Source organism: Bradyrhizobium sp. McL0615 (assembly GCF_049993905.1).
GTDB lineage: Bacteria > Pseudomonadota > Alphaproteobacteria > Rhizobiales > Xanthobacteraceae > Bradyrhizobium.
Genome location: NZ_CP188254.1, coordinates 7,406,669 through 7,427,103 on the forward strand (window position 1 = coordinate 7,406,669; position 20,435 = coordinate 7,427,103).

At 63.8% G+C, this 20,435-nt stretch carries 16 protein-coding genes; 7 read left to right on the forward strand and 9 right to left on the reverse strand.

Annotated elements, in window-relative coordinates; genetic code table 11:
• Positions 1–99: 99 nt before the first annotated feature.
• A complete protein-coding gene (locus tag ACPPVP_RS35585) occupies positions 100–816 on the reverse strand; it encodes an alpha/beta fold hydrolase (RefSeq protein WP_426528221.1) in 717 nt (238 codons plus the stop codon).
• Positions 817–1,021: 205 nt separating this feature from the next.
• On the opposite strand from ACPPVP_RS35585, the gene ACPPVP_RS35590 reads away from it, so the two are divergent.
• Both ACPPVP_RS35590 and ACPPVP_RS35595 read left to right on the forward strand, forming a co-directional pair.
• On the forward strand, positions 1,022–1,765 hold the full coding sequence (locus ACPPVP_RS35590) for a sulfite exporter TauE/SafE family protein (RefSeq protein WP_426528222.1): 744 nt from the start codon (positions 1,022–1,024) through the stop codon (positions 1,763–1,765).
• Between the two features lie 72 nt (positions 1,766–1,837).
• Entirely contained in the window at positions 1,838–2,821 is a 984-nt protein-coding gene (locus ACPPVP_RS35595; protein ID WP_426528223.1) for a DMT family transporter, read from the forward strand.
• Here ACPPVP_RS35595 and ACPPVP_RS35600 read toward each other — a convergent pair.
• The 4 genes from ACPPVP_RS35600 to ACPPVP_RS35615 all read right to left on the reverse strand — a co-directional run bounded on the left by ACPPVP_RS35600 (position 2,803) and on the right by ACPPVP_RS35615 (position 8,326).
• The gene (locus ACPPVP_RS35600; protein WP_426528224.1) at positions 2,803–3,162 is read right to left on the reverse strand and encodes a hypothetical protein; all 360 of its coding nucleotides are present in this window, start codon (positions 3,160–3,162) and stop codon (positions 2,803–2,805) included. The two genes, ACPPVP_RS35595 and ACPPVP_RS35600, sit on opposite strands and share 19 nt — an antisense overlap.
• 105 nt (positions 3,163–3,267) lie before the next feature.
• On the reverse strand, positions 3,268–5,070 hold the full coding sequence (locus ACPPVP_RS35605) for an ABC transporter ATP-binding protein (protein ID WP_426528225.1): 1,803 nt from the start codon (positions 5,068–5,070) through the stop codon (positions 3,268–3,270).
• 329 nt (positions 5,071–5,399) lie between these two features.
• Positions 5,400–6,980: a DHA2 family efflux MFS transporter permease subunit gene (locus ACPPVP_RS35610; protein ID WP_426528226.1), complete on the reverse strand. Its 1,581-nt coding sequence runs from the start codon at positions 6,978–6,980 to the stop codon at positions 5,400–5,402.
• Positions 6,981–7,030: 50 nt separating this feature from the next.
• A complete protein-coding gene (locus ACPPVP_RS35615) occupies positions 7,031–8,326 on the reverse strand; it encodes an HlyD family secretion protein (protein WP_426528227.1) in 1,296 nt (431 codons plus the stop codon).
• Positions 8,327–8,517: 191 nt separating this feature from the next.
• On the opposite strand from ACPPVP_RS35615, the gene ACPPVP_RS35620 reads away from it, so the two are divergent.
• Positions 8,518–9,159 carry a TetR/AcrR family transcriptional regulator gene (locus tag ACPPVP_RS35620; protein WP_426528228.1) on the forward strand — a complete coding sequence of 214 codons (642 nt, stop codon included), beginning with the start codon at positions 8,518–8,520 and terminating at the stop codon, positions 9,157–9,159.
• A 28-nt stretch (positions 9,160–9,187) separates the two neighbouring features.
• Here ACPPVP_RS35620 and ACPPVP_RS35625 read toward each other — a convergent pair whose 3' ends face one another.
• Complete coding sequence (locus tag ACPPVP_RS35625; RefSeq protein WP_426528229.1) at positions 9,188–11,455, reverse strand: TonB-dependent siderophore receptor; 2,268 nt, start codon at positions 11,453–11,455, stop codon at positions 9,188–9,190.
• A gap of 759 nt (positions 11,456–12,214) precedes the next feature.
• On the opposite strand from ACPPVP_RS35625, the gene ACPPVP_RS35630 reads away from it, so the two are divergent.
• The 4 genes from ACPPVP_RS35630 (at position 12,215) to ACPPVP_RS35645 (ending at position 16,920) form a co-directional block, all read left to right on the forward strand.
• Entirely contained in the window at positions 12,215–12,559 is a 345-nt protein-coding gene (locus tag ACPPVP_RS35630) for a KTSC domain-containing protein (protein ID WP_426528230.1), read from the forward strand.
• A gap of 94 nt (positions 12,560–12,653) precedes the next feature.
• Complete coding sequence (locus ACPPVP_RS35635; protein ID WP_426528231.1) at positions 12,654–13,313, forward strand: TetR/AcrR family transcriptional regulator; 660 nt, start codon at positions 12,654–12,656, stop codon at positions 13,311–13,313.
• Positions 13,310–16,000, forward strand: a complete 2,691-nt coding sequence (locus ACPPVP_RS35640) for a molybdopterin-dependent oxidoreductase (RefSeq protein ID WP_426528232.1) — start codon at positions 13,310–13,312, stop codon at positions 15,998–16,000. The genes ACPPVP_RS35635 and ACPPVP_RS35640 overlap by 4 nt, the downstream gene beginning before the upstream one ends.
• Positions 15,997–16,920 carry an FAD binding domain-containing protein gene (locus ACPPVP_RS35645; RefSeq protein WP_426528233.1) on the forward strand — a complete coding sequence of 308 codons (924 nt, stop codon included), beginning with the start codon at positions 15,997–15,999 and terminating at the stop codon, positions 16,918–16,920. Before ACPPVP_RS35640 ends, ACPPVP_RS35645 begins: the two co-directional genes overlap by 4 nt.
• A 123-nt stretch (positions 16,921–17,043) precedes the next feature.
• Here ACPPVP_RS35645 and ACPPVP_RS35650 read toward each other — a convergent pair whose 3' ends face one another.
• The 3 genes from ACPPVP_RS35650 to ACPPVP_RS35660 form a co-directional block, all read right to left on the reverse strand.
• A complete protein-coding gene (locus tag ACPPVP_RS35650) occupies positions 17,044–17,640 on the reverse strand; it encodes a hypothetical protein (protein WP_426528234.1) in 597 nt (198 codons plus the stop codon).
• 257 nt (positions 17,641–17,897) lie between these two features.
• Positions 17,898–19,142 (reverse strand): extensin family protein, encoded by a 1,245-nt coding sequence (locus ACPPVP_RS35655; RefSeq protein WP_426528235.1) that lies wholly within the window; start codon positions 19,140–19,142, stop codon positions 17,898–17,900.
• A gap of 349 nt (positions 19,143–19,491) precedes the next feature.
• On the reverse strand, positions 19,492–20,343 hold the full coding sequence (locus tag ACPPVP_RS35660) for a DUF2147 domain-containing protein (RefSeq protein ID WP_426528236.1): 852 nt from the start codon (positions 20,341–20,343) through the stop codon (positions 19,492–19,494).
• Between the last annotated feature and the right edge of the window lie 92 nt (positions 20,344–20,435).

Genomic DNA, 20,435 nt, shown 5'->3' on the forward strand with positions numbered 1-20,435 from the left:
TCCGCGATCGACGTCGATCACCGGTTCGCCAGCTTGTTGGGCCGATAGCGGAGAGTCAATCGGTATGCGGGGGCCAGTTGCCACCGCGCAGCCGCAACCTCAGGCAGCGATCTTTTGCAGTAACGCCATCAACGTCTCCGGCGCGGTGACGTTCGGCGAATGGCTGGCGTCGATCTCGTAATAGCGCCAGGCGGGATCGCTTTTCGTCATTCTGGCGAACGGTCCGAACGTGTCGGCCGGCGTGATGCGGGTGGCGTAGATGTAGCTGCGCGGCAGGGTCAACGGCCCGCCCTGCAGCTTGAGTTTTGTGTCAAAGCATTTGATCGGCATGTCGACGCGACGCGCCGTCAGCCATTCGACGTCGACGGGCGGAGTATCGGGCGGGGTCGGATTCGGCGGCACGCGCCAGCCGTCGCCGGTCTTCGAGAGCTCCTGCATCCGCGGACGCGCCACCTCGTTCAGATCGAGCAGCGACTGGCCGTCCTGCGGCACGAAGGCGTCGATATAGATGAGCTGCCTGACCTTGTCGCGGGCGCGGTCCGCGACCCCGGTCGCAACCATGCCGCCATAGCTGTGCCCGATCAGTACGATGTCGCGCAGATCTTCATACTTGATGACATTCAGCATGTCCTCGATATGCGAATTCAGATCGATTTCCGGATTGGCCAGATGCACACGTTCGCCGAGGCCGGTGTAGGTCGGGGTGACAAGCCGATGCCCAGCCGCCTGCATCAGCGGATGTACCTTCTTCCAGGCCCAGCCCGCCGACCAGGCGCCGTGACAGACGAGAAATGTTTTCGAAGGAGTTGTGCTCATCGTGCCGTTTCCACCGGGTTGTTGTTGAAGACTTCAATTGCGATAGTACCCATCCGCCGCGTGGTGTAAACGTCGCCGCAAATTCAACGTCGTCATTCCGGGGCGCATCGAAGATGCGAACCCGGAATCTCGAGATTCTCAGGTGCGCAATTGCGCACCGTAGTTCGATGCTTCGCATCGCCGCGGAATGACGGGGGAATAAAGATTGGACGTCGCCACTTACGCGGTTTTGCTCGCTGGCGCGCTCGCCGGTGGCTTCGTCTCCGGCCTCGCCGGTTTCGGCACGGCGCTGATGGCGCTGGGGATCTGGCTTTATATCCTGCCGCCGGCGGTTGCCGTGCCGCTGGTCTTGATCTGCTCGGTCAGTTCGCAGATCTCGACTTTGCCGTCGATGTGGAAGCTGCTCGACTTCAAGCTGGCTTTGCCGTTCGTGGCCGGCGGACTCCTCGGCATGCCGATCGGGGCGCTCCTGGTCGCGCGCGCCGACCCGCAAACCTTCAAGCTCAGCGTCGGCGTCATGCAGCTGGTATTTCCGACCGCGCTGTTTTTCATCCGCAAGCCGATGGCCTTTCGTTTCGGCGGCCGCATCGCCGACGCCTGCGTCGGATTTGCCGGCGGCATCCTCGGCGGCCTTGCCGGGCTGTCGGGCCCGCTTCCGACCCTGTGGGCCAGCATCAGGGGCTGGACCAAGGATCAGCGCCGCGGCGTGTTCCAGATCTTCAACGGCACCGTGCTCGGCGCCGCGCTGATCCTGCAGAGCGCTACCGGTTTCGTGAAGCTGAACGTCTTGCTGCTGGCGATGCTGGCGATGCCCGGCACGCTGATCGGCGCCCGCCTCGGCATGCGGACCTATCACGCCTTGAACGACCGGAATTTTTACGACGTTGTATTGGCGCTGCTGTTTATGTCGGGGCTTGGATTGGTGTGGAGCAGCATTGCTCCGAGGTAACGGCGCATAGCCGCCATGTGCTCCGAGTAGATTGCTGTACCCTGAGCCGCAAAGCGGCTATCCCATCGCGTCATGACTTCTCCTTCGTCACGCGAACGTCTCGGTCTGCTGCTGGGTTTTGTCGGCATGGTGACCTTCGGCGGCACGCTGCCGGCGACGCGAATCGCGGTCTCGCAAATTGATCCGATTGCACTGACCTCGTTGCGCACGGTGATTGCCGGGCTGTGCTCGCTGGTGCTTTTGATCGTGTTGCGCCGCAAGCTACCGCCACGCGCGCTGTGGCCGCAACTCGTGGTCACGATGATCTGCGTCGCTTTCCTGTTTCCGCTCCTGATGTCGCTCGGAATGCAGCGGGTTGATGCTTCGCATGGCGGCGTCGTGCTGGGCGTGTTGCCGATCGCGACAGCATTGGTCGCCGTCGCCATCACCCACGAGCGGCCGAGGCCGCTGTTCTGGATCGCTTCCGTCGCCGGCGCCGCGCTGGTGATCACGTTTGCCCTGCGTCAAGGCGGCGGTGCGCTCGCGGCCGGCGACCTCTTCCTGTTCGCCTCCGTCGCGGTCGCCGCGATCGGTTATGCGTTCTCCGGCCGCCTCACCTCGCAGATGCCGGGCTGGGAGGTGATCAGCTGGGTGCTGGTGATCGCACTGCCGCTCTCGATCCCTGCGGCCGCACTGACCATGCCTGCCGATATCAGCCACATCGCGCTAAAACCATGGCTCGGGCTGCTCTATGTCGCGCTGTTCTCGCAATGGATCGGCTTCTTCGCCTGGAATGCGGGGCTGGCGATGGGCGGGATCGCGCGGGTGTCGCAGATCCAGTTGCTGCAGCCCTTCGTCACCTTTGCGCTCGCGGCATTGTTCAACGACGAAACCATCACGCTGCAGATCATGCTGTTCGCCGCGGCCGTCGTGGCGACGGTCGCGATCTCGACGCGCACGCGCGCCAAGACCTTGCCACTCGAGACCTTGCCGCTCGAGACCGCGCCGCCCAAAGCCGCGCCGTCCCCGTCGCCGCCGCAACGCGATCGCGAGCCGCCTCAGCTGGCGGCATCCTGATCGATCAGTTTCGGGTGATCGGCCACCAATTCCGCCCTCGTCTTTTCCGACCGGATGGCGCGAAGCAGGACCCTCGCGGTTTTCAGATGATCGACCTGCACGCACAATTTGATGACCTGGCTCACTGAAACGTCACGCATCGAATCGTCGGAAATTTGCATCGCTATTTCGAGCGCACGCTTGATGGCGGCCTGGTATCGCTCGGCATCGGCGGCGTGCTTGTTCTCGGCATCGCGCCCGCCGGCCGCCACCAGCCTTTCCGCGATGGCGCCGGCGGACACACAAATATCGCGGATCTTGTGGGCCGCAGCGATATCGCCCAACGGTTGATCGTCGGCCACTTCCCAGACTTCGGGCTGTTTTTCTCTGTTAAACCAGTGCATTGCGCAAGCCCTCTCGGTGCCGGAAGCATATTCCGACACCGAGCGGAACCGCAAGGACGCGCCTCACTCCGCCGCCGAAATGCGGCCGAACTCGGTGGCCTGTAGCTCGAACAATCCGCGATAGATGCCGCCGGGGCGCGCCGTCAGTGTGGCATGGTTACCCTGCTCGACCACTTCGCCGCGATCGAACACCAGGATGCGATCGAGGCTGCGCACCGTCGACAGCCGGTGCGCGATCACGATCGAGGTGCGCCCCTTCATCAGCCGCTCCATCGCCTGCTGGATCAGGCCTTCCGATTCCGAATCGAGGCTGGAGGTCGCCTCGTCCAGGATCAGCACCGGCGCGTCCGCCAGGAACGCGCGCGCCAGCGCGACGCGCTGCCGCTCGCCGCCCGACAGCTTGACGCCGCGTTCGCCGACCAGCGTGCCGTAGCCTTTCGGCAGCCGCAGGATGAAGTCGTGCGCATTCGCGAGCCGCGCCGCCTGCTCGATCGCCGCCATGCTGGCGCCGGGCCGGCCATAGGCGATGTTCTCGGCCAGCGTGCGGTGAAACAGGATCGGGTCCTGCTGCACGATCGCGATCTGGCTGCGCAGCGAATGCTGCGTCGCTTTCGCGATGTCCTGACCGTCGATCAGGATCTTGCCGCCGCTGACGTCGTACAGCCGCTGCACCAGCTTGACGAAGGTGGTCTTGCCGGAGCCGGAACGCCCGACCAGGCCGATCCGTTCGCCGGCGCGGATCTCCACCGACAGGCCGTCATACAGCGGCGCGCGATGGCCGCCGTAATGGAACGTCACGTCCTCGAACGCAATGCGGCCACCCTGGATGTCGATCGGTTTTGCATCGGATGCATCGGCAATGCCGATCGGCTCGCCATGGATCGCGACCAGCTCCTCCATGTCGTTGACCGAACGCTGCAGGTTGTTGATATGCATGCCGACGTCGCGCAGGTAGGCGTGGATGATGTAGTAGCTGGTCAGCACATAGGTGACGTCGCCCGGCGTGGCGCGGCCCGCGATCCACAGCAGGATTGCGCCGCCGATCACGGAGGCACGAAAGCACAGCAACACGACGAGTTGCGCCGTCGAGGTGTAGTTGTAACGGTACCACGTCCGCCGCACGCGTATGCGCCACCGGCCGATGACACCCGCCAGCCGCGCGTCCTCGCGCGCTTCCGCGCCGAAGGATTTCACCACCGCGTTGCAGGTCAAGGCATCGGCCAGCGTGCCGCCGACCTTGGTGTCCCAGGCATTGGAGACGCGCGCGGCCGGCGCGATGTAGTTCACCGAGAACGCCAGCGTCATCGACACATAGATCACCGTGCCGACCGCGATCACCGCGCCCAGCACTGGCCAGTGCAGCCCGAGCAGGATCATCGAGCCCAGCAGCACCAGCAACGACGGCGCCAGCGCCATCAGGATGGTGTCGTTGAGCAGGTCGAGCGCCCACATGCCGCGCGTGACCTTGCGCACGGTCGATCCGGCAAAGCTGTTGGCGTGCCAGTCGGTGGAGAAGCGCTGTACGCGCGCGAACGCATCGCGCGACACGTCGGACATCGTCTTCAGCGTGAACGGCACGATCGCCTGCAGGCCGGTCAGCCGCAGGATCATCGACATCAGGCCGAGCGCCACGATCCCGCCGAAGGCAACGAACGCGGCATGCCGCGCCGCCGCGTCCGAAGCGCCCAGCGTCAGCGCATCGACCAGGCGGCCGGAGAAGATCGGCATGAACAGGTCGGCCGCGGTCGCACCCAGCAGGCCGCCGGCAACGACGGCGGCGCGGCCGGGCTGTTGCAGCCAGTGGCGGAACACGAACGGGATCACCACGCGGATCGCCGCGGGACGTTTATCTGTTTGAACGGTCATGGCGTCATCCGGCTGCGCGCACGCACACACCGGCTCCATCTAAAGTGACGCACGGTGAGCCCGAGGGCCGAACGCAAGCGTCGTTGAAAAATAGCGATAAGTCGTTGGGAAGCTTTGGAGATCGGGCGTCAAACCCGATCAGGGCCGGCGGCGATCGCGCTCAGAGACGCGACCGAAAAACCCGCACAGGCATCGGACGCGAGGGTGCGATCTGCGAATACATCGAAATCATGCAAATCTCCCCGGTTCGAGCGACAATGCGCTGCTTATAAATGCGTCGCGGGAGATTTGCAACATGACAACGGCGTGATCGCGTAGTGCCGCGCCTGTCAATGCGCGTCGCCGCCGAGCACCGTGGCCGACGGCTTTTTCAGCACCATCACGAGCAGGCTGAGGACGAAGTAGAACACGGTCAGCATCAAGAAGGCGTCGCCATAGCCCATCACCACGGCCTGGCGGTGTACGATCTGCGACAATTGCTTCATCGCCATCAGCGCGGCGTCGCCCATGCCCTGCATTTTCTGGGTGAACATGTTGAGCGTCTCGACCGCGGTGGCGTTGCCCCAGTTGACGCGGTCATGCAGCCGCGAGATGTGGTGGTCTGTGCGCTCGTTCAGCACCTGGTTGATGACGGCGAGCCCCACCGCACCGCCGAGATTGCGCGTCAGGTTGAACAGGCCCGAGGCGTTCTTCACCCGCTCCGGCGCCAGTGTGCCGAGCGCGATGGTGTTGGTCGGCACCATCGCCAGCATCATGCCGGCGCCGCGCAGGATCTGCGGCAGCATCAATTCGTAGAAATCATATTCTTTCGTGATCCAGGTCATCTGATAGGAGCCGAGCGCGAACAGCACCAGACCGATCGCGATCAAATAACGCATGTCGTATTTCGCCATCAGCCGGCCCACGATCGGGGCGGTGAGGAACATGGTGATACCAGAGACGAACATGGTCTCGCCGATCATCAAGGGGCTGTAGCCGCGCACTTCGGCGAGGTAACGCGGATACATGTAGGTGAGGCCGTAAAGGCCGATGCCGACACAGAACGAGATCAGGCAGCCGACGCCGAAATTTCGGTCGGTGAAGGTCCTGAGGTCGACGATCGGCTCCCGCACGCTGAGCACCCGCCAGAAGAAAGCGATCGCCGAAACCACGCAGATCGCCGCGCAGACCGCGACCGAGGTGTCTCCCAGCCATTGCGACTGCGGGCCCTCTTCCAGCACATATTCGAGCGTGCCGAGGAAGCCGGCCATGAACAAGAGGCCCCACCAGTCGAAATGATCGAGCAGCGCGAAGTTCGGCTTGTCGAAATCGCACAGCGTCCACACGCCGACGGTGATGCCGATGCCGGGAACGATGTTGATGAAGAACAGCCAGTGCCACGACATCAAGTCGGTGATGTAGCCGCCGACCGTCGGCCCGATGGTCGGCGCCAGCGTCGCGACCAGGCCGATGATGGGACCGACGATATGGAATTTCGAGCGCGGGAACACCGTGTAGGCGGATGCGAACACCGTGGGAATCATGCCGGCGCCGAGAAATCCCTGCAGCGCGCGCCAAAAGATCATTTGCTCGATAGTCGAGGCGAAGCCGCAGAACAGGCTCGCGACCGTGAAGCCGGAGGCGGAAATCGAAAACAGCAAACGCGTGCCGAACGCGCGCGACAGAAATCCGGAAAGCGGGATCGCGATCACTTCGGCGATCAGGTACGAGGTCTGCACCCATGACACTTCGGTGGAGCTGGCCGAAAGGCCGGCCTGAATCTGCTGCAGCGATGCCGAGACGACCTGGATGTCCAGGATCGACATGAACATCCCGAACACCATGATGAGAAACGTGAACAACCGTTTCGGCGGAATGCGATCGTCGGCCGCGGCGTTCATCGAAGGCGGTGCGGCAGTGGCGTCGGCCATGGTCAGCTCGGAACAGGCGCCGGGCTTTAGGCCCGGGCTTTCTGGAAAAATTACCGCGGTTGAACCGTCCCGGGCGCATCGAGGTCGGCCTCGCTGTCGGCGTCGGCCGCGCCCTCGCGGGTATCGACCGTCACATAGACCGACATGCCGGCGCGCAGCAAGTTCTGCTTGGCGACGTCCTTCGGCACTCGAATGCGAACCGGCAGCCGCTGCACGATCTTGGTGAAATTGCCGGTCGCGTTGTCCGGCGGCAGCAGCGTGAACACCGATCCCGCCGCCGGTGAAATGCTGTCGACGATTCCGGCGAACTTGCGGTGGCCATAGGCATCGACCGAGATGTTCACGGGCTGGCCGGGGCGGATGCGCTTGAGCTGGGTTTCCTTGTAGTTGGCGTCGATGAAGACGTCGTTGAGCGGCACCACATTGGCGAGCCGCTGTCCGGCCTGGATGAAATCGCCGGCATTGACGAGGCGGTTGGAGAAGGTGCCATCGACCGGCGCGCGCACCGAGGCAAAGCCAAGGTCGCGCTCCGCCTTGGCAAGCTGGGTCTGCAATTCCGCGAGCTGCGCGCGGGCCTCGGCCTGCTGCGCCTTCGTCACCTCGACATTGTCGCGCGCGGCGTCGTAAGCCGCTTGCGCCGATTTGACCGCCGCGATGCCCTGGTCGCGGCTGGCCTCTGAAACTTCAAAGGCGGCGCGGGAGGCAAAACCCTTGGTGCTCAGCGTCTGCTGGCGATCGAAGTCGAGGCCGGCGCGCTTCAGCGCGGCGTCCGCGGAGGCGAGCTGCGCCTTGGCCTGCTCGGCGGCGCTTTCCAGCGCCGTGACCTGCCGGCCGATGCGATCGATCGTGGCCTGCTGGGTCGCGATCCTGCTCTGCGCGCCGTCCACCGCAATACGATAGTCGCCGTCATCGATCTTGAAAATCACGTCGCCGGCGCGAACGATCGCATTGTCGCGGGGCAGGATTGCCGCGATATGGCCCGATACCCGGGCGCCCAACGTGGTGTTGTTGGCGCGAACGTAAGCATCGTCCGTCGAGACATAGAAGCGTCCGACCAGGACGAAGTAGACGCCGTAACCGATCGCGGCCAGCGCGAGCAGTCCGAGCACGCCGATCATGACGAATTTGCGCTTGCCCGGTTTCGTCGCCGCATCGGCGGTGCCGGCGGGGGACGCGGCCGGCCGCTCCGTGCCGTGCGACTCGGCAGGGCGACGCCTGGCTTCTTCCGCGACGTGAGTCCGCAACTGGTCCGCAAGCTGTGCGCTGGCCTCAGGTGCGGCTTCATCCTGCGCCGTTTCCGATCCACCGCGGATGATGCGTGCGGCCTGATCTCTCGCTGCGGCCATTACCGGCCTCCCCATTCGAAATGTCACAATGCACCCTGGGGCCAGGGAAACCGGCCGCATAGGCGCTCTCGATCCAAAAGTATCATTGACCGAACGGTTCGGTCAAGCTACATTCATCCCACACAGACCATAACGCGAAAAGCGCTTCCCGCCATATCGCGGGTTGAATTCTCGCGCGAGAAGATAAACCAATGATTGCATCCACATCAAACCCGATTCAATCCTTTGGCGAGGAGGAAAGTGCGAAGCGCCGGCAGATTTTGGACGGCGCGCGAAAGGTGTTCATGGATCTGGGCTTTGACGGGGCCAGCATGAACGAGATCGCGCGCGCCGCCGGCGTCTCCAAGGGCACACTCTACGTCTACTTCGCCGACAAGAGCCGGCTGTTCGAAGACATGGTCGAGGACGAAGTGCTCGCAAAGGGCAAGATCGCCTACAATCTCGATCCAGGACGCGATGTCGAAACCACACTGCGGGAGTTCGGCCGGACCTATATCGGTTCGATGTGCCGGCCAGGCGGCGGATCGTCGATCCGCACGGTGATGGCGATCGCCGAACGGATGCCGGAGGTTGGACGCCGGTTCTACGAGAACGTGCTGGCGAAGTCGATCGACCGTCTCGCCGACTATCTGCAGGCGCATGTCCTGCCGAACGATCTGGCAATCGACGACTGCCAGCTTGCAGCAGCGCAGTTCATGCAGATGTGCCAGGCGACGCTGTTTCTGCCCTTCGTATTCCAGTCAGAGCCGGCGCCGTCGGCGGAGCGCATCGCGCGCGTGGTCGACAGCGCGACGCGGTTGTTTCTGCAGAGCTATCGGTCGAAGCCGAAGTAGGTCCCTCCTCCACCTTATCCATCGCGCGCTAGAACCTGTACGTCGCGCTTCCCAGCACGGTGCGGCCGATGCCGAAGAAGCAGTCCCCTCGCGCGAGGCAGGTGGTGACATGCCGCTTGTCGGCCAGATTGCTGGCATTGACCTGAAACCGCCACGGCCCGGTCTCGTAGCGGATCATCGCGTCGAATAGCGTGTAATCAGGCGTGCGGATGGTATCGGTGCCGTCCCAAGACTGACCGATATAGCGCACGCCGCCACCGACGGTGACGCCTTGCAAGCCCAGCGCCGTGAGGCGGTACTTCGCCCATAGCGAGGCCTGCTGTTCGGGAACGGTTTCAACGTGTTTGCCGGCGTTGTCGCCGCTTTCGACCATTGCGTTGAGGTAGGAATAGGCGCCGATCAGATCGAGGTCCGGCGTGACGCGCGTGATCACCTCGAGCTCGGCGCCGCGAAGCCGCACCTTGCCGGTCTGCACCGAAAACACCGAGCCGCCGGGATCGCTCGCCAGCCGGTTTTTCTCGGTCGTGTCGAAGACCGCGCCGTTGATCGCGGTGCCGGCAAACGGATTGTACTTGAATCCCAGCTCGACCATTTCGCCCTGCTGCGCCTTGCAGATGCCATCGAGGCAGACGCCGGAGCCGAACACCGGGGTGAACGACGTTGCGCAGGAGACGTAAGGCGTCAGGCCGAACGGAAGTTCATACATCAGCCCGGCGCGCCCGGTGGTCGCCTTGGTGTTTTCCACGGGCGATCCCGCGACATCACTGGTGACGTAGTCCTGGCGGATGCCAACGACCGCGAGCCAAGGCCCGAGCCGCATCTGGTCCTGTGCATAAAGCCCGAGCTGGCTCTGCCGCAGGTCGGCCTCAGGCGTAAGCACCGGCGGCGTCAGAGCGGTATAAACCGGAGCGTAGAGGTCGAACGGCGTGGTGTCATAGCCTGAGCCGGATCGCGCGCGCTCCTTGAGGGTGCGGTAGTCGAGGCCGACCAGCGCCTTGTGGAGCACCGGCCCGGTGCCGAATTTCAGCTCGACGTTGCTGTCCGAGGTCAAGCTGTCCTTGCTGGTTTCGCGGCTGTAGATAAAGCGCTCCACGGTACGCCGCGCCGGATCGAGAAACGGAAAATTCGGATTTGGCGGATCGTACGGATCGCCATAGACGTTCGGATAGGCCGACCGGTAGATGCCTTCGACATGCGCGAAGCGAACGTTCTGCCGAACCTTCACGGCGTTGTTGAAGCTATGCTCGAACAGGCTGGAGAACGCGCCGGTCTCGGTCTGGTACTTCTCGAAGTTGGGATCGCTGGCGAAACGCCGCACCGGAATTAAGCCATTCGGCCCCGGATACAGCGTGCCTTCATGCGGCAGAAATGCGGTGGAAGAGCCGGTATTGTCCTTCTGATAGGTGCCGAGCACGGTCCAGCTCGTGTTGTTGGTCGGCCGCCAGGTCAGCGACGGCGCCAGCACGATGCGATCGTCCGGCACGAAGTCGGTCTGGGTGCCGCTGTCGCGGAATATGCCGATGAAACGATAGAGCCACTCGCCGTCCTTGGTCAGCTTGCCAGTCGAGTCGAGTTGCACCTGCTTGCGGTTGAAGCTGCCGAACTGCACGCCGATCTCATTGAAGGACTCCGCCCGCGGACGCTTCGAGATCAGGTTCAACAGGCCGGCCGTCGAGGTATCGCCATAGAGCACCGATGCCGGCCCGCGCAGCACCTCGATGCGCTCGAGCGCGTAGGGATCGGGCCGCCATTCATTGAACGTGAAGGTGTTCACCACGCGCGTGCCGTCGAGATAGATGTTGGGATCCTGGCCGCGAATGCGCGGATAGTCGCCGCGCGAATCCGGGCCATAGGCATCGGCGAATACACCGGGCACGTAGCGCAGCGACTCCTGTACGGTGAGCGCGCCCTGATCGGTGACGCGGTCGGCAGTAACCACCGTGATCGATTGCGGGGTTTCGCGCAGCGGCGTGTCGGTCTTGGTTCCGGTGCCGCTCTGGCCCGCGAGATAACCGCGTACCGGCCCGGTCGCCGTTTCAGCGCGCGCACCTGCGGCCGCTGCGGCATCAGGCGCCGTTTGCCCGCGCTGGACTGCGCGGCGGCTCGTTGCCGAGGCGGCTTGGCGTTTCGGTGCGGGGCGCGCGCGCGCAGCCGGCGGACGTGAGGGTTGGTCGACGACGACGGCCGGCAATTCCCGTGCGGACGACTGCGCTTGCGCCGGCGTGACATCGATCATCGCGGCGAACATCGGCAGCGCGGCGCCGAGCCAACCCGCGGTCTTCAAGCTTGCATTCATTTCCAGTCCTCATCGCTTTGCGCGGGACCGGTAACAAGTGCGTCAATCGCGATGAAGTGCGTGAAGGATACAGCGGCGCATCAATCACGCATTTAGAATTAGTATTGCTACAGGCTGCTTGAATAACGGGCCATCAAACAGGATCTGGAATTAGTCTTGGTCTAAGCGAACAACACAACAGTTGCGACGGTGCGCGATGCGTGACAACGCGCGAGCACGATGGATTCCGTTGTTGTCTCCTGCCATTCGATGAAAACGCTACCGGGCGAGACCCCTCGCGCGCGTGGCACTGCGGCACAAGAAGCCGGTCCGGCCGAAACACAGGCATCGTTCGGGAACCGGAACGAAACCGGCAATGGATGGTTGCTCTTCCTCGAGAGGTCCCGATGAGATTTGTACGGAACACCCTGGTTTGGCTGGTCGGCTTTCCACTGCCGGTCATCCTTCTGATCGCGCTTTACCTTCATCCCGCTTGATCGCTGATTAGTCAGGCAAGCGTGGCGGTCGCGGCCTGGCGAACGCGGCAGAGCTTTCGAACCGCCAACTTTCGAGCCCATCAATTCATTCAAAATCTTCGCATCTACAACGAGTGTCTCCGCGGCGCGTTTGATCGCCGGAGGTACTTGGACCATGTCGTTATTGGGCAGAAAAAGGGCGACGTGATCGGGATCAAGTTCTGGTAACCTGACGTACGCAGGCGCTTGCTGCCTCCTCGCTGGAGGTGCAGATTCCCTGCGCCCCTGCCCGGTTCAAAACGCCATGACCCGTGTTGCTTTCATCCTCGCCTTGCTCTTCACCGCGCCCTGGCAAGAAGCCGAGATCGTTGACGTGAGGGATCGCGGAGCGGTCGATCTCAAGCCATTCAACTGTCAGGACATCACCCGGAGCAGCGTCATCAGCCGAGTCTGCTACGATAGCGAGAGCCGCCGCATGCTGATCCAGCGTCATGCGGCCTACCAGCAATATTGCGATCTGCCAAAGGACACGCTCGATGCGTTTCTGAACGCGCCCTCGATGGGACGTTATTACAGGGCGAACATCGAAGCCGCCGATGGTAGCGGGCCTTACGCCTGCGGGACACATAAAGTGCCGTCCTATCAATAACATCGAACTTGCCGTTGTTGCACGGCCCGATTTTTTCATCCCTCCTCGCAATTCCGTCATTTGACATTTCGTCTAGTTTTGTAAAAATCGTCAAATGAGCGCCCGTACCCGCATTCTCGACGCCGCGATGCTGGTGTTCCGCCGGCACGGCTTCCGACGCTCCTCGATCGAGCAGGCCGCAGAGGCCGCGGGCCTGACGCGGCAGGCGCTCTACCATCATTTCGAGTCCAAGGAAGCGCTGTTCCGAGCCGTCATCGAACGGCTGCATGAGGAGGCGCTCGCCGCCGAGATTGCCGCAGCCAGCGCCGCCGAGAACGAAGGCGGCAGCCTAGCCGACATCCTGGTCGCTTCGGTCAGCGCCAAGCTCGGGCAACTGGCCGCCTCGCTCGATGGCTCGCCCCATGTCGAGGAACTGTTTTCCGAACATTTGCTGCAGGCCCGCGACCTCTATCAGAAATACACCACCGCCTATGCCGAGCAGCTCGCGGAAACGATCACGCGCGTCTGCCGCAAGCAAAACCTCACGCTCAAGGCCACGACGCCGCGCGATTTCGCGCGGCATATCGAGATGGCGATCAACGGCACCAAATCCGCTTATCCGGCGCTGCAGCCGGCCGGCGCTTTCCTGAGGGATCTGGAGATCATGCTGCGGACGCTGGTGGCTGGCGCGGTGAGCCCGGCGCCGCAGAAGCCTGCGGCGAAGCCGAAGCCGGCAAGGAAATCCACCGCTCGCAAACCTGGAGATCGCAGATGAGCACGATGACGATCAACGGCAAGCTCGCTCCCCTCCCCGACGATCCCGATGCCCTGCTGGTCGACGTCGTGCGCGACGCGCTCGGTCTCACCGGCACCAAGCTGGTCTGTGGCGCCGGCGTCTGCGGCGCCTGCACGGTGCTGGTCGACGGGAAGCCCGCGGTGAGCTGCCTGATGCCGGCACGCGCTGCCGCGAACACGAACGTGACCACCGTCGAAGGCATCGGCGCGGCAAAACTGCACCCGGTGCAGCAGGCCTTCATGGCGCACGACGCCCTGCAATGCGGCTTCTGCACGCCGGGCTTCATCGTCGAGGCGGTTGCGTTTCACGATTCCTGGCGCGCGGCCAAGGGAACGGCGGTACCGTCGCGCGAGGAAATCGGCGCGGCGCTGTCGGGCCATCTCTGCCGCTGCGGCGCCTATGACGGCATCTTTCGCGCCGTGGCGGACGCCTGCACCGGCCGCTTCGACGGCAACGACATCCTGCCACCGCGCATGGAAGCCCGCGACAAGGTGACGGGATCGGCGAAATATACCGTCGACATCCATCATGACGGCCAGCTTGAGGGCGTGATCCTGCGTTCGCCGTTCGCGCATGCGCGCATCGCCGAACTCGATCTGGCGGCGGCGCGCGCGATTCCGGGCGTGGGTGCCGCGATCTCGCTGCTTGGCGACGACCGCATCGTCCGCTATGTGGGCCAACCGATCGCCGCCGTCGCGGCCAGCGACCGCAAGACCGCGCTGGCCGCCATCGCCGCCATCAAACTCGTTAGCGAACGCCTGCCCTCGGCGATCGGGCTCGACGAGGCGCGCAAGGCCGATGCGCCGGTGGTGTTCGAAAAATCCGCGCGCAAGAAGGCCGGCAACGTCTCGGAAGGTGGCGGTTCGCCGGCGCCCTGGAACGGCAATATCCGCGGACCGTCGGCGGCGTTCTCCAAGAAGCCGAAGAAGGTGCGGAGCTGGGTCGAGGGCGCGCGCGCGGCGAACAATCCGCTGCTGGTCGAGGGCACCTTCCGCACCGGCACGCAACAGCACGCCTGCCTCGAGCCGCATGCCGCGGTGGCGCGTTTCGATGGTGACCGGCTCACCGTGCATGTTTCAACGCAGGCGGTATTTCATGTGATGGAGCTGATCGCCAAGCGCTACAAGCTCGGCCACGACAAGGTGCGCGTGATTGCCGACCATGTCGGCGGCGGATTTGGTTCGAAGGCAACCCTCGGCGTGGAAACGACCACCGCGATCGAGCTGGCGCGCGAAGCCAAGGCGCCGGTCAGGGTAGCCTACGACCGGCACGAGGAGCTTTCGGTCACCGGCTATCGGCCGGCAACGGAAGTGAAAATTGCGTTGCTGCCGTCCGAGCAAGGCGAGCTGAAAGCACTTTCGCTGACCGCCTATGCCGACACCGGAGCCGCGACCAATTCCACCATCGCCGCACTGGCGCGGCTGATCTATCCGGCAGAAGCAAAGGAGCTCGCCGATTTCGACGTCATCAGCAATCTGCCGGCCGGTGCTCCCTTCCGCGGCCCCGGTGGCCCCCCGATGGCGTTTGCGCTGGAACAGGCGATCGACGAGGCGGCGCTGCGCATGAAGGTCGATCCGATCGCACTGCGCAAGCGCTGGGATCCCGATCCCAACCGGCAGCGGCTGTACGATTGGGCTTTGGGCCTGGACGTCTGGCGCAACCGCAAACCGATCGCCGCGCAGAGCGGCCGTTATCGCCGCGGCGTCGGCGTCGCGACCGGCTACTGGCTTTATCTGTGGCAGCCCGGCTCGAAGGTCGAAGTGGCGGTCAAGGGCGGGCGGCTCGTGGCCAGCACCGCGACGCAGGATATCGGCACCGGCACCCGCACCGTGATCGCCAATACGGTGGCGCGCGAATTCGGGCTGGAGCCGCATGAGATCGAAGTCAGGATCGGTGATTCAAACCTTCCGGAAGGGCCGGGCTCGGGCGGCAGTAGGGTCACGGCTTCAGTTGTTCCGCCGATGCTGCTGGCGATCGAGCAGTTGAAGGCGTCGATCCAGCGACACGCAAAGCGGCAGCCGGTCCCGGGCTCCAATGCGCCGTGGCGCGAATGGCTCGCGGCCTCGCCCGACCTGTCTGCTTCCGGCGTGCGGCCGGAAGACAGCAAGCAGATGGCGCCGGGCGTCCAGTCGCCGCTCAAGCAGGCCGGCTTCATGGGCATGATCTTTGGCTGGATGATGCGGCGCTTCTCCAACCTTGCGATCGGCGCCGGCGTGCCGAGTTCGGTGCAGGTCATCGAGATTGAAGTCGATACCTGGCTCGGCCATGTCCGCGTCGTCAACGTTCACACCGGCATTGCGATCGGCAAGGTGGCAGCACCGGCGCTGGCGCACAGCCAGGCGGCCGGCGCCGTCATCCAGGGCATCGGCTATGCGCTCTATGAGGCCCGCGAAGTCGATTCCCGCACCGGCGATGTGCTCAGCGGCGGCATGGAGGATTATCGCATTCCGGGAATTGCGGACACGCCCATGATCGACGTGCATTTCGACGAGGGCGGCTTCGATCACGTGCTCGGCGGCAGCGTCGGCATCGGCGAGGTCGCCACCGTGCCGACCTCGCCCGCGGTCGCCAACGCCATTCTCAACGCCACCGGCGTTCGGCTGACCGAACTGCCGATCCGTCCCGACCGTCTCGTCGCCGCACTCAAAGGGAGGGCCGCCGCATGACACCGACAGCCATGACCGCCACGCAAGTGAGCGAATTCCGCGCCGCCGGCACCGACCTCAGCGAGAGGCGGCGCAGCGGCGTCTCGACGGGACCGCTGATCGATATATCGGCCACGCCCGACACGATCGGAATGCATTGGGGCACGGAGGGGAGTTTGCGCATCGGCGCCTTCACCAGCATTGCCGCCATCGCTGCCGACGTGCGCATCGCCGCGGCGTACCCGGGCATTGCCGCATCCGCGCAAGGTCTGGCGACGCCGCAGATCCGCCACCTCGCAACGCTTGGCGGCAATCTCGCGCAGCGTTCGCGCTGCTGGTATTTCCGAAATCCGCATATCGCCTGCCTGAAGAAAGGCGGGTCTGACTGTCCGGCACGATCGGGCAATCATCTCTACCACGCAGTCTTCGACCTCGGCCCCTGCGTGGCACCGCATCCCTCGACGATGGCCGCCGCACTGCTGGCCTATGAAGCGAAGGTGACCACCGATCGCCGGAGTTCGCTTTCGATCGGCGATCTCCTCGGCGACGGCTCCAACGGCAGCGCCGACAACGCGCTGCAGCCGGGCGAGATGATCAAGAGCATCGAGCTTGCTTCACCGTTGCAAGGCGAGCGCGCCCTCTACAAGCGCGCGATCAGCCGCACCCATGCCGAATGGCCGCTGGTCGAGATCTGCGCCCGCGCCGTGATCAAGGACGGCGCGTTTCAGTTCATCCGCCTCGCCGCCGGCGGCATCGCCCCGGTGCCGCTGCGGCTCGCCGCCGCCGAAGCGGCATTGCAGGGCAAGCCGGCCAATATAGCAACGATTGCCGTGGCCGCGGAACGCGCGACCTCAGGTGCAAAGCCACTACCGATGACGGGATACAAACTCGATCTCTTGAGGGGCGTGGTGCAGGATCTGCTGGAACGGCTGGCGGGATAGCTGCAATCACCATCGACTGCGACACGCAGTCCGTAGGATGGGTGGAGCGCAGCGATACCCATCATCTAACAGCCGCTAGATATCGATGGGTATCGCTTCGCTCCACCCATCCTACGAAGAGATTCACGCACTGACGTCAGCAAGCCCGCGCGAAGATTCGCGCTGGTTCGAATATCCCCCGGCCCGCTGCGCGACCGCTTTCTGTTGCTCGGCCATCATTGCCTCGAACGCAGCATCCAGTTGCGCGCGGCTATAGTTCGACGACGTCGTCTCGCGCGGTTTCCAGGCGGATTGCGTGATCGCGGTGGACGCCTTCTCCACCGTGCCGCCCACCGCCTTTGCGATGCGCTCCGCGCGCCATTGCGCCAGATCGGGGCCGCCGTTCAAGCCGGGAGGGTCTTGCAGGTCCCCGACCATCGCCGCTGCTTGATTCGTCATCGCCACAGAGCCGGCATTGTAAAGTGTCGCGACCACCTTGCCGTCCACCTTGACGGTCGCATAGGTATTTTGCGGGGCATTATCGGGGACGTCGGTGGCAGCGGCCGAGTTCGCGGCTTGCATCCTTAGCCAATTCGACGCCATCAGATCGCGAAGCTCGGGGTTGTCCCTGACCGAGATGATTTTCAATCCGGACATGTCGAGCGCCTTGACGGCCGAAACCGGAATTCCCTGCTTTGCATTTTCTGCTGCCGTGCCGGCATCTGCACCGGCAATCGGCATCGCATCCGCCGTCGTCAATGTCCTCGGTGTGTAAGCTTGTGTCGGACGCAGATAGCTCCCCGCATTAGATATACTCGTCGTCATGGACCCACCCTTGCAATTTCAGGGTGAAAGCAACCACCATGCCAAGGCGGAAGTGATTGATAAGACTGGCGTCCTGTTTGCTGAAAGGATTTGCGCGTCGGAAAATCTTGCCGAGATCGGCAAGATTTTCTGTTTCTGCGGGATGGCGTTGTATCTCACGAATCCGAGCGGATCTAATGGTCCTCGAACTCGTCTTCCTCGTTGACCTTGCTGTTGCCCTTGAACCAGCGCGACACAGATTTCTTTGCGCCCAGCGATCCCGTCGAATAGGGATCGCGTGACGCATAAGGATTACGCTGGCCGGCGCGGGCGGCGACCTCTTCGCCCGATACGGCGGCGGGCTGGCAGATGATGCGGCGGGAGGACCGGCGCATCAGGTCGACGTGAATGTGATCCTCGTGATGGGCGTTGGAGCCCGGCGCCAGCACGGTGTTGAACTGCTGACAGGCGGCCCCCTGCACGTCGCGCAGAAAGCCCTGCTCTTCCGGCATACCGCGCCAGCCGGTCTTGACCGCGATACGACGCCCGTCGGCGAGCGTGAAGGCGGCGATGTCGAGCGCGTTGCCGAAGGCGTGCTCGGAAATATGCGCGTGCGGATTGCCATTCATGCCGCGACAGGAATACGCCGAGATCTGTTTGATTTCGACCACGCGCGCGCCGAACCAGCGCATCGCCGCCGGCTGCACGGAATCAGAGAGCCAGCGGTCGAGCGCCGAGACGATCGGGCACGCCAGCGTCGCCGCCGGCTTCATCGAGACCTGCCCGAGGGCGCCGACGGCATTGCCCTGCGCGGGCCCGAGCCGCGGCGCGGCCGGCGGTGGCGAATAGGACGGCTGTCGATACGGCGCGGAAGAAGCCGCCGGGTAACGGTCGCGCGGCGGATAGGACGGTGCCGCCATGTAGCCGCCGTCGCGCGTTGTCGGCGCGCCCTCGGGCGGCAGATCGGCGTCGTCTTCCTGCGGGCCGATGCCCGGCGCCGACAGCGAGATCGGGCCGTTGGACGGCGCGGCATAGGTCGGCTGCCGCGGCGCTGGAGCCGGATAGCTTCCCTGATAATTCCCTTGATAATTTCCTTGAGGCGGAGCCGCCGCCGGTGCCCGCGTGATCGGCCAGCGCGGCTGGTTGCCGATATTGCCAGGCGGCCGCAGGCTTTCATCGGCAAATCCGAAGCTGCTGATGTTTTCGCCGAGCGCCGCTACTTTCAGCGGATATTCGGCGCCGCACACGCCGGGACCGGAGATCGGGTCGATTCGAACCAGTTCGGCGCTCTCCTTGACCGCGCCGGACTTCAGGCACGCGAGTTCGGCCTCGGCACGCCACGGTTCGCGCTCGGCGGACTGAAAAAATCCGCGGCCACAACCCGCTAGCGAGACGAGGACGAAGGAGCCGACGAGATACAAACGAACTCCGCGCGTCATCCCGCGCACGTTCAACGAATTTATTTAAAGACTCTTCAACATATTGATTTTACGAATTTTTTACCATGTTTTCAGGGGCTGGCGCCTGTGGAGATGCCATGGATGGACAGCAACACTGACTTTTTGGTCCGGGAACGCTTTGCTAGCCTAAAGTGTTAGTTGCGGGCACGACGTGAACCCAGGGAGCTTTCCCAATGGATTTCGTAAGTCCTCTCGTCAGCAGACTTAGCGTTGTAACCGCGTATGTTGCATTCGCTTTCGTCGCCGCGATTGTGCTTGGCGTGTTCTAGATCCCGTCCATAAATGGACCTGAACGCCCGGTGGCCCGTGTCACCGGGCGTTTTCGTGACTAGGACCGCAGCTCGGACGACGTCTGCCATGACGTCACCAGGCTGTCGGCGTGGCGCGTGATGCGGCTCCAATTGTTGCCGGAACAGTAGAAGCGGCCGAGCGCGCAGGCTTCGACGCGAAGCGTGTTGATGCCCTTTAGCGACATCGTGCCGTAATACGTCTCACCGCTGTTCTGGCTGTAGATGCCACCGGTCCATTGCCGTTCCGTCTTCGGCTTCATGTTGATCAGGATCGCTTCGCCCTTTTCGTTCGATGAACCGAGCACGAAACCGCACAGCGCATCGCCGCACTTTCCGATCCGCACCGCTCCCTTGCCTTCGGTCTGCCAGTCACCGATCGGAGAATCCGACGGCTCTTCCTCGGCCCGATGCGTGACGCGCTCGACCTGCGGCGCAGGCTGCACGGTCTCGACCGGTTTCGCGACCGGTGGAGGCGGCACTGGAATCGAAGCCTCCTGAACCGGTGGCGGGGCGAGCGGCGGAGGTGGCGCAAGCGCATCGAGGATCTGGCCTCTCGATGCGGCCGTCGTGTAGACGCCCGGCGGCGGCACGGCCACGATGGTCTTGGCCGGCGCCGTGGTCGTCGGCGGGGCAGGCGGCGAGATCGTCTGTGGTGCTGGCGGCACCGACTTCGCTGGCACGGCCACGTCACTGTCGTCGTTATAGCGGTCGCGCTTGCGGCGCCAATCGAGCCTTCTGGAGATCGACATCGAGGCGCACGAGACCGAACGGCAATGTCGGGAGGATTCGATGTGCACCCGATGGCTGCCGACGCTGAATGAAATCGAACGACCGGCATGGGCCGAAGAAGTGAGCGCGATCAGCACGGCGAGAAAACAAAGTCGTTTCATTGAAGCCTCCTCGCTGGTGAGGCGGAAAGCTAGTCGCAGGGAAGCCCGTCTGAATGTGATTTGAATCACCGACCCGCCTGACTGCGCAGCTT

Bases quoted from the DNA above. Each gene is read 5' to 3' on its own strand.
- ACPPVP_RS35605 (WP_426528225.1), bottom strand. From the start codon at position 5,070: ATGACCGTTCAAACAGATAAACGTCCCGCGGCGATCCGCGTGGTGATC.
- ACPPVP_RS35615 (WP_426528227.1), bottom strand. From the start codon at position 8,326: ATGGCCGCAGCGAGAGATCAGGCCGCACGCATCATCCGCGGTGGATCG.
- ACPPVP_RS35635 (WP_426528231.1), top strand. From the start codon at position 12,654: ATGAGCGCCCGTACCCGCATTCTCGACGCCGCGATGCTGGTGTTCCGC.
- ACPPVP_RS35655 (WP_426528235.1), bottom strand. From the start codon at position 19,142: ATGACGCGCGGAGTTCGTTTGTATCTCGTCGGCTCCTTCGTCCTCGTC.
- ACPPVP_RS35610 (WP_426528226.1), bottom strand. From the start codon at position 6,980: ATGGCCGACGCCACTGCCGCACCGCCTTCGATGAACGCCGCGGCCGAC.
- ACPPVP_RS35650 (WP_426528234.1), bottom strand. From the start codon at position 17,640: ATGCCGATTGCCGGTGCAGATGCCGGCACGGCAGCAGAAAATGCAAAG.
- ACPPVP_RS35630 (WP_426528230.1), top strand. From the start codon at position 12,215: ATGACCCGTGTTGCTTTCATCCTCGCCTTGCTCTTCACCGCGCCCTGG.
- ACPPVP_RS35585 (WP_426528221.1), bottom strand. From the start codon at position 816: ATGAGCACAACTCCTTCGAAAACATTTCTCGTCTGTCACGGCGCCTGG.
- ACPPVP_RS35625 (WP_426528229.1), bottom strand. From the start codon at position 11,455: ATGAATGCAAGCTTGAAGACCGCGGGTTGGCTCGGCGCCGCGCTGCCG.
- ACPPVP_RS35620 (WP_426528228.1), top strand. From the start codon at position 8,518: ATGATTGCATCCACATCAAACCCGATTCAATCCTTTGGCGAGGAGGAA.
- ACPPVP_RS35595 (WP_426528223.1), top strand. From the start codon at position 1,838: ATGACTTCTCCTTCGTCACGCGAACGTCTCGGTCTGCTGCTGGGTTTT.
- ACPPVP_RS35645 (WP_426528233.1), top strand. From the start codon at position 15,997: ATGACACCGACAGCCATGACCGCCACGCAAGTGAGCGAATTCCGCGCC.
- ACPPVP_RS35660 (WP_426528236.1), bottom strand. From the start codon at position 20,343: ATGAAACGACTTTGTTTTCTCGCCGTGCTGATCGCGCTCACTTCTTCG.
- ACPPVP_RS35640 (WP_426528232.1), top strand. From the start codon at position 13,310: ATGAGCACGATGACGATCAACGGCAAGCTCGCTCCCCTCCCCGACGAT.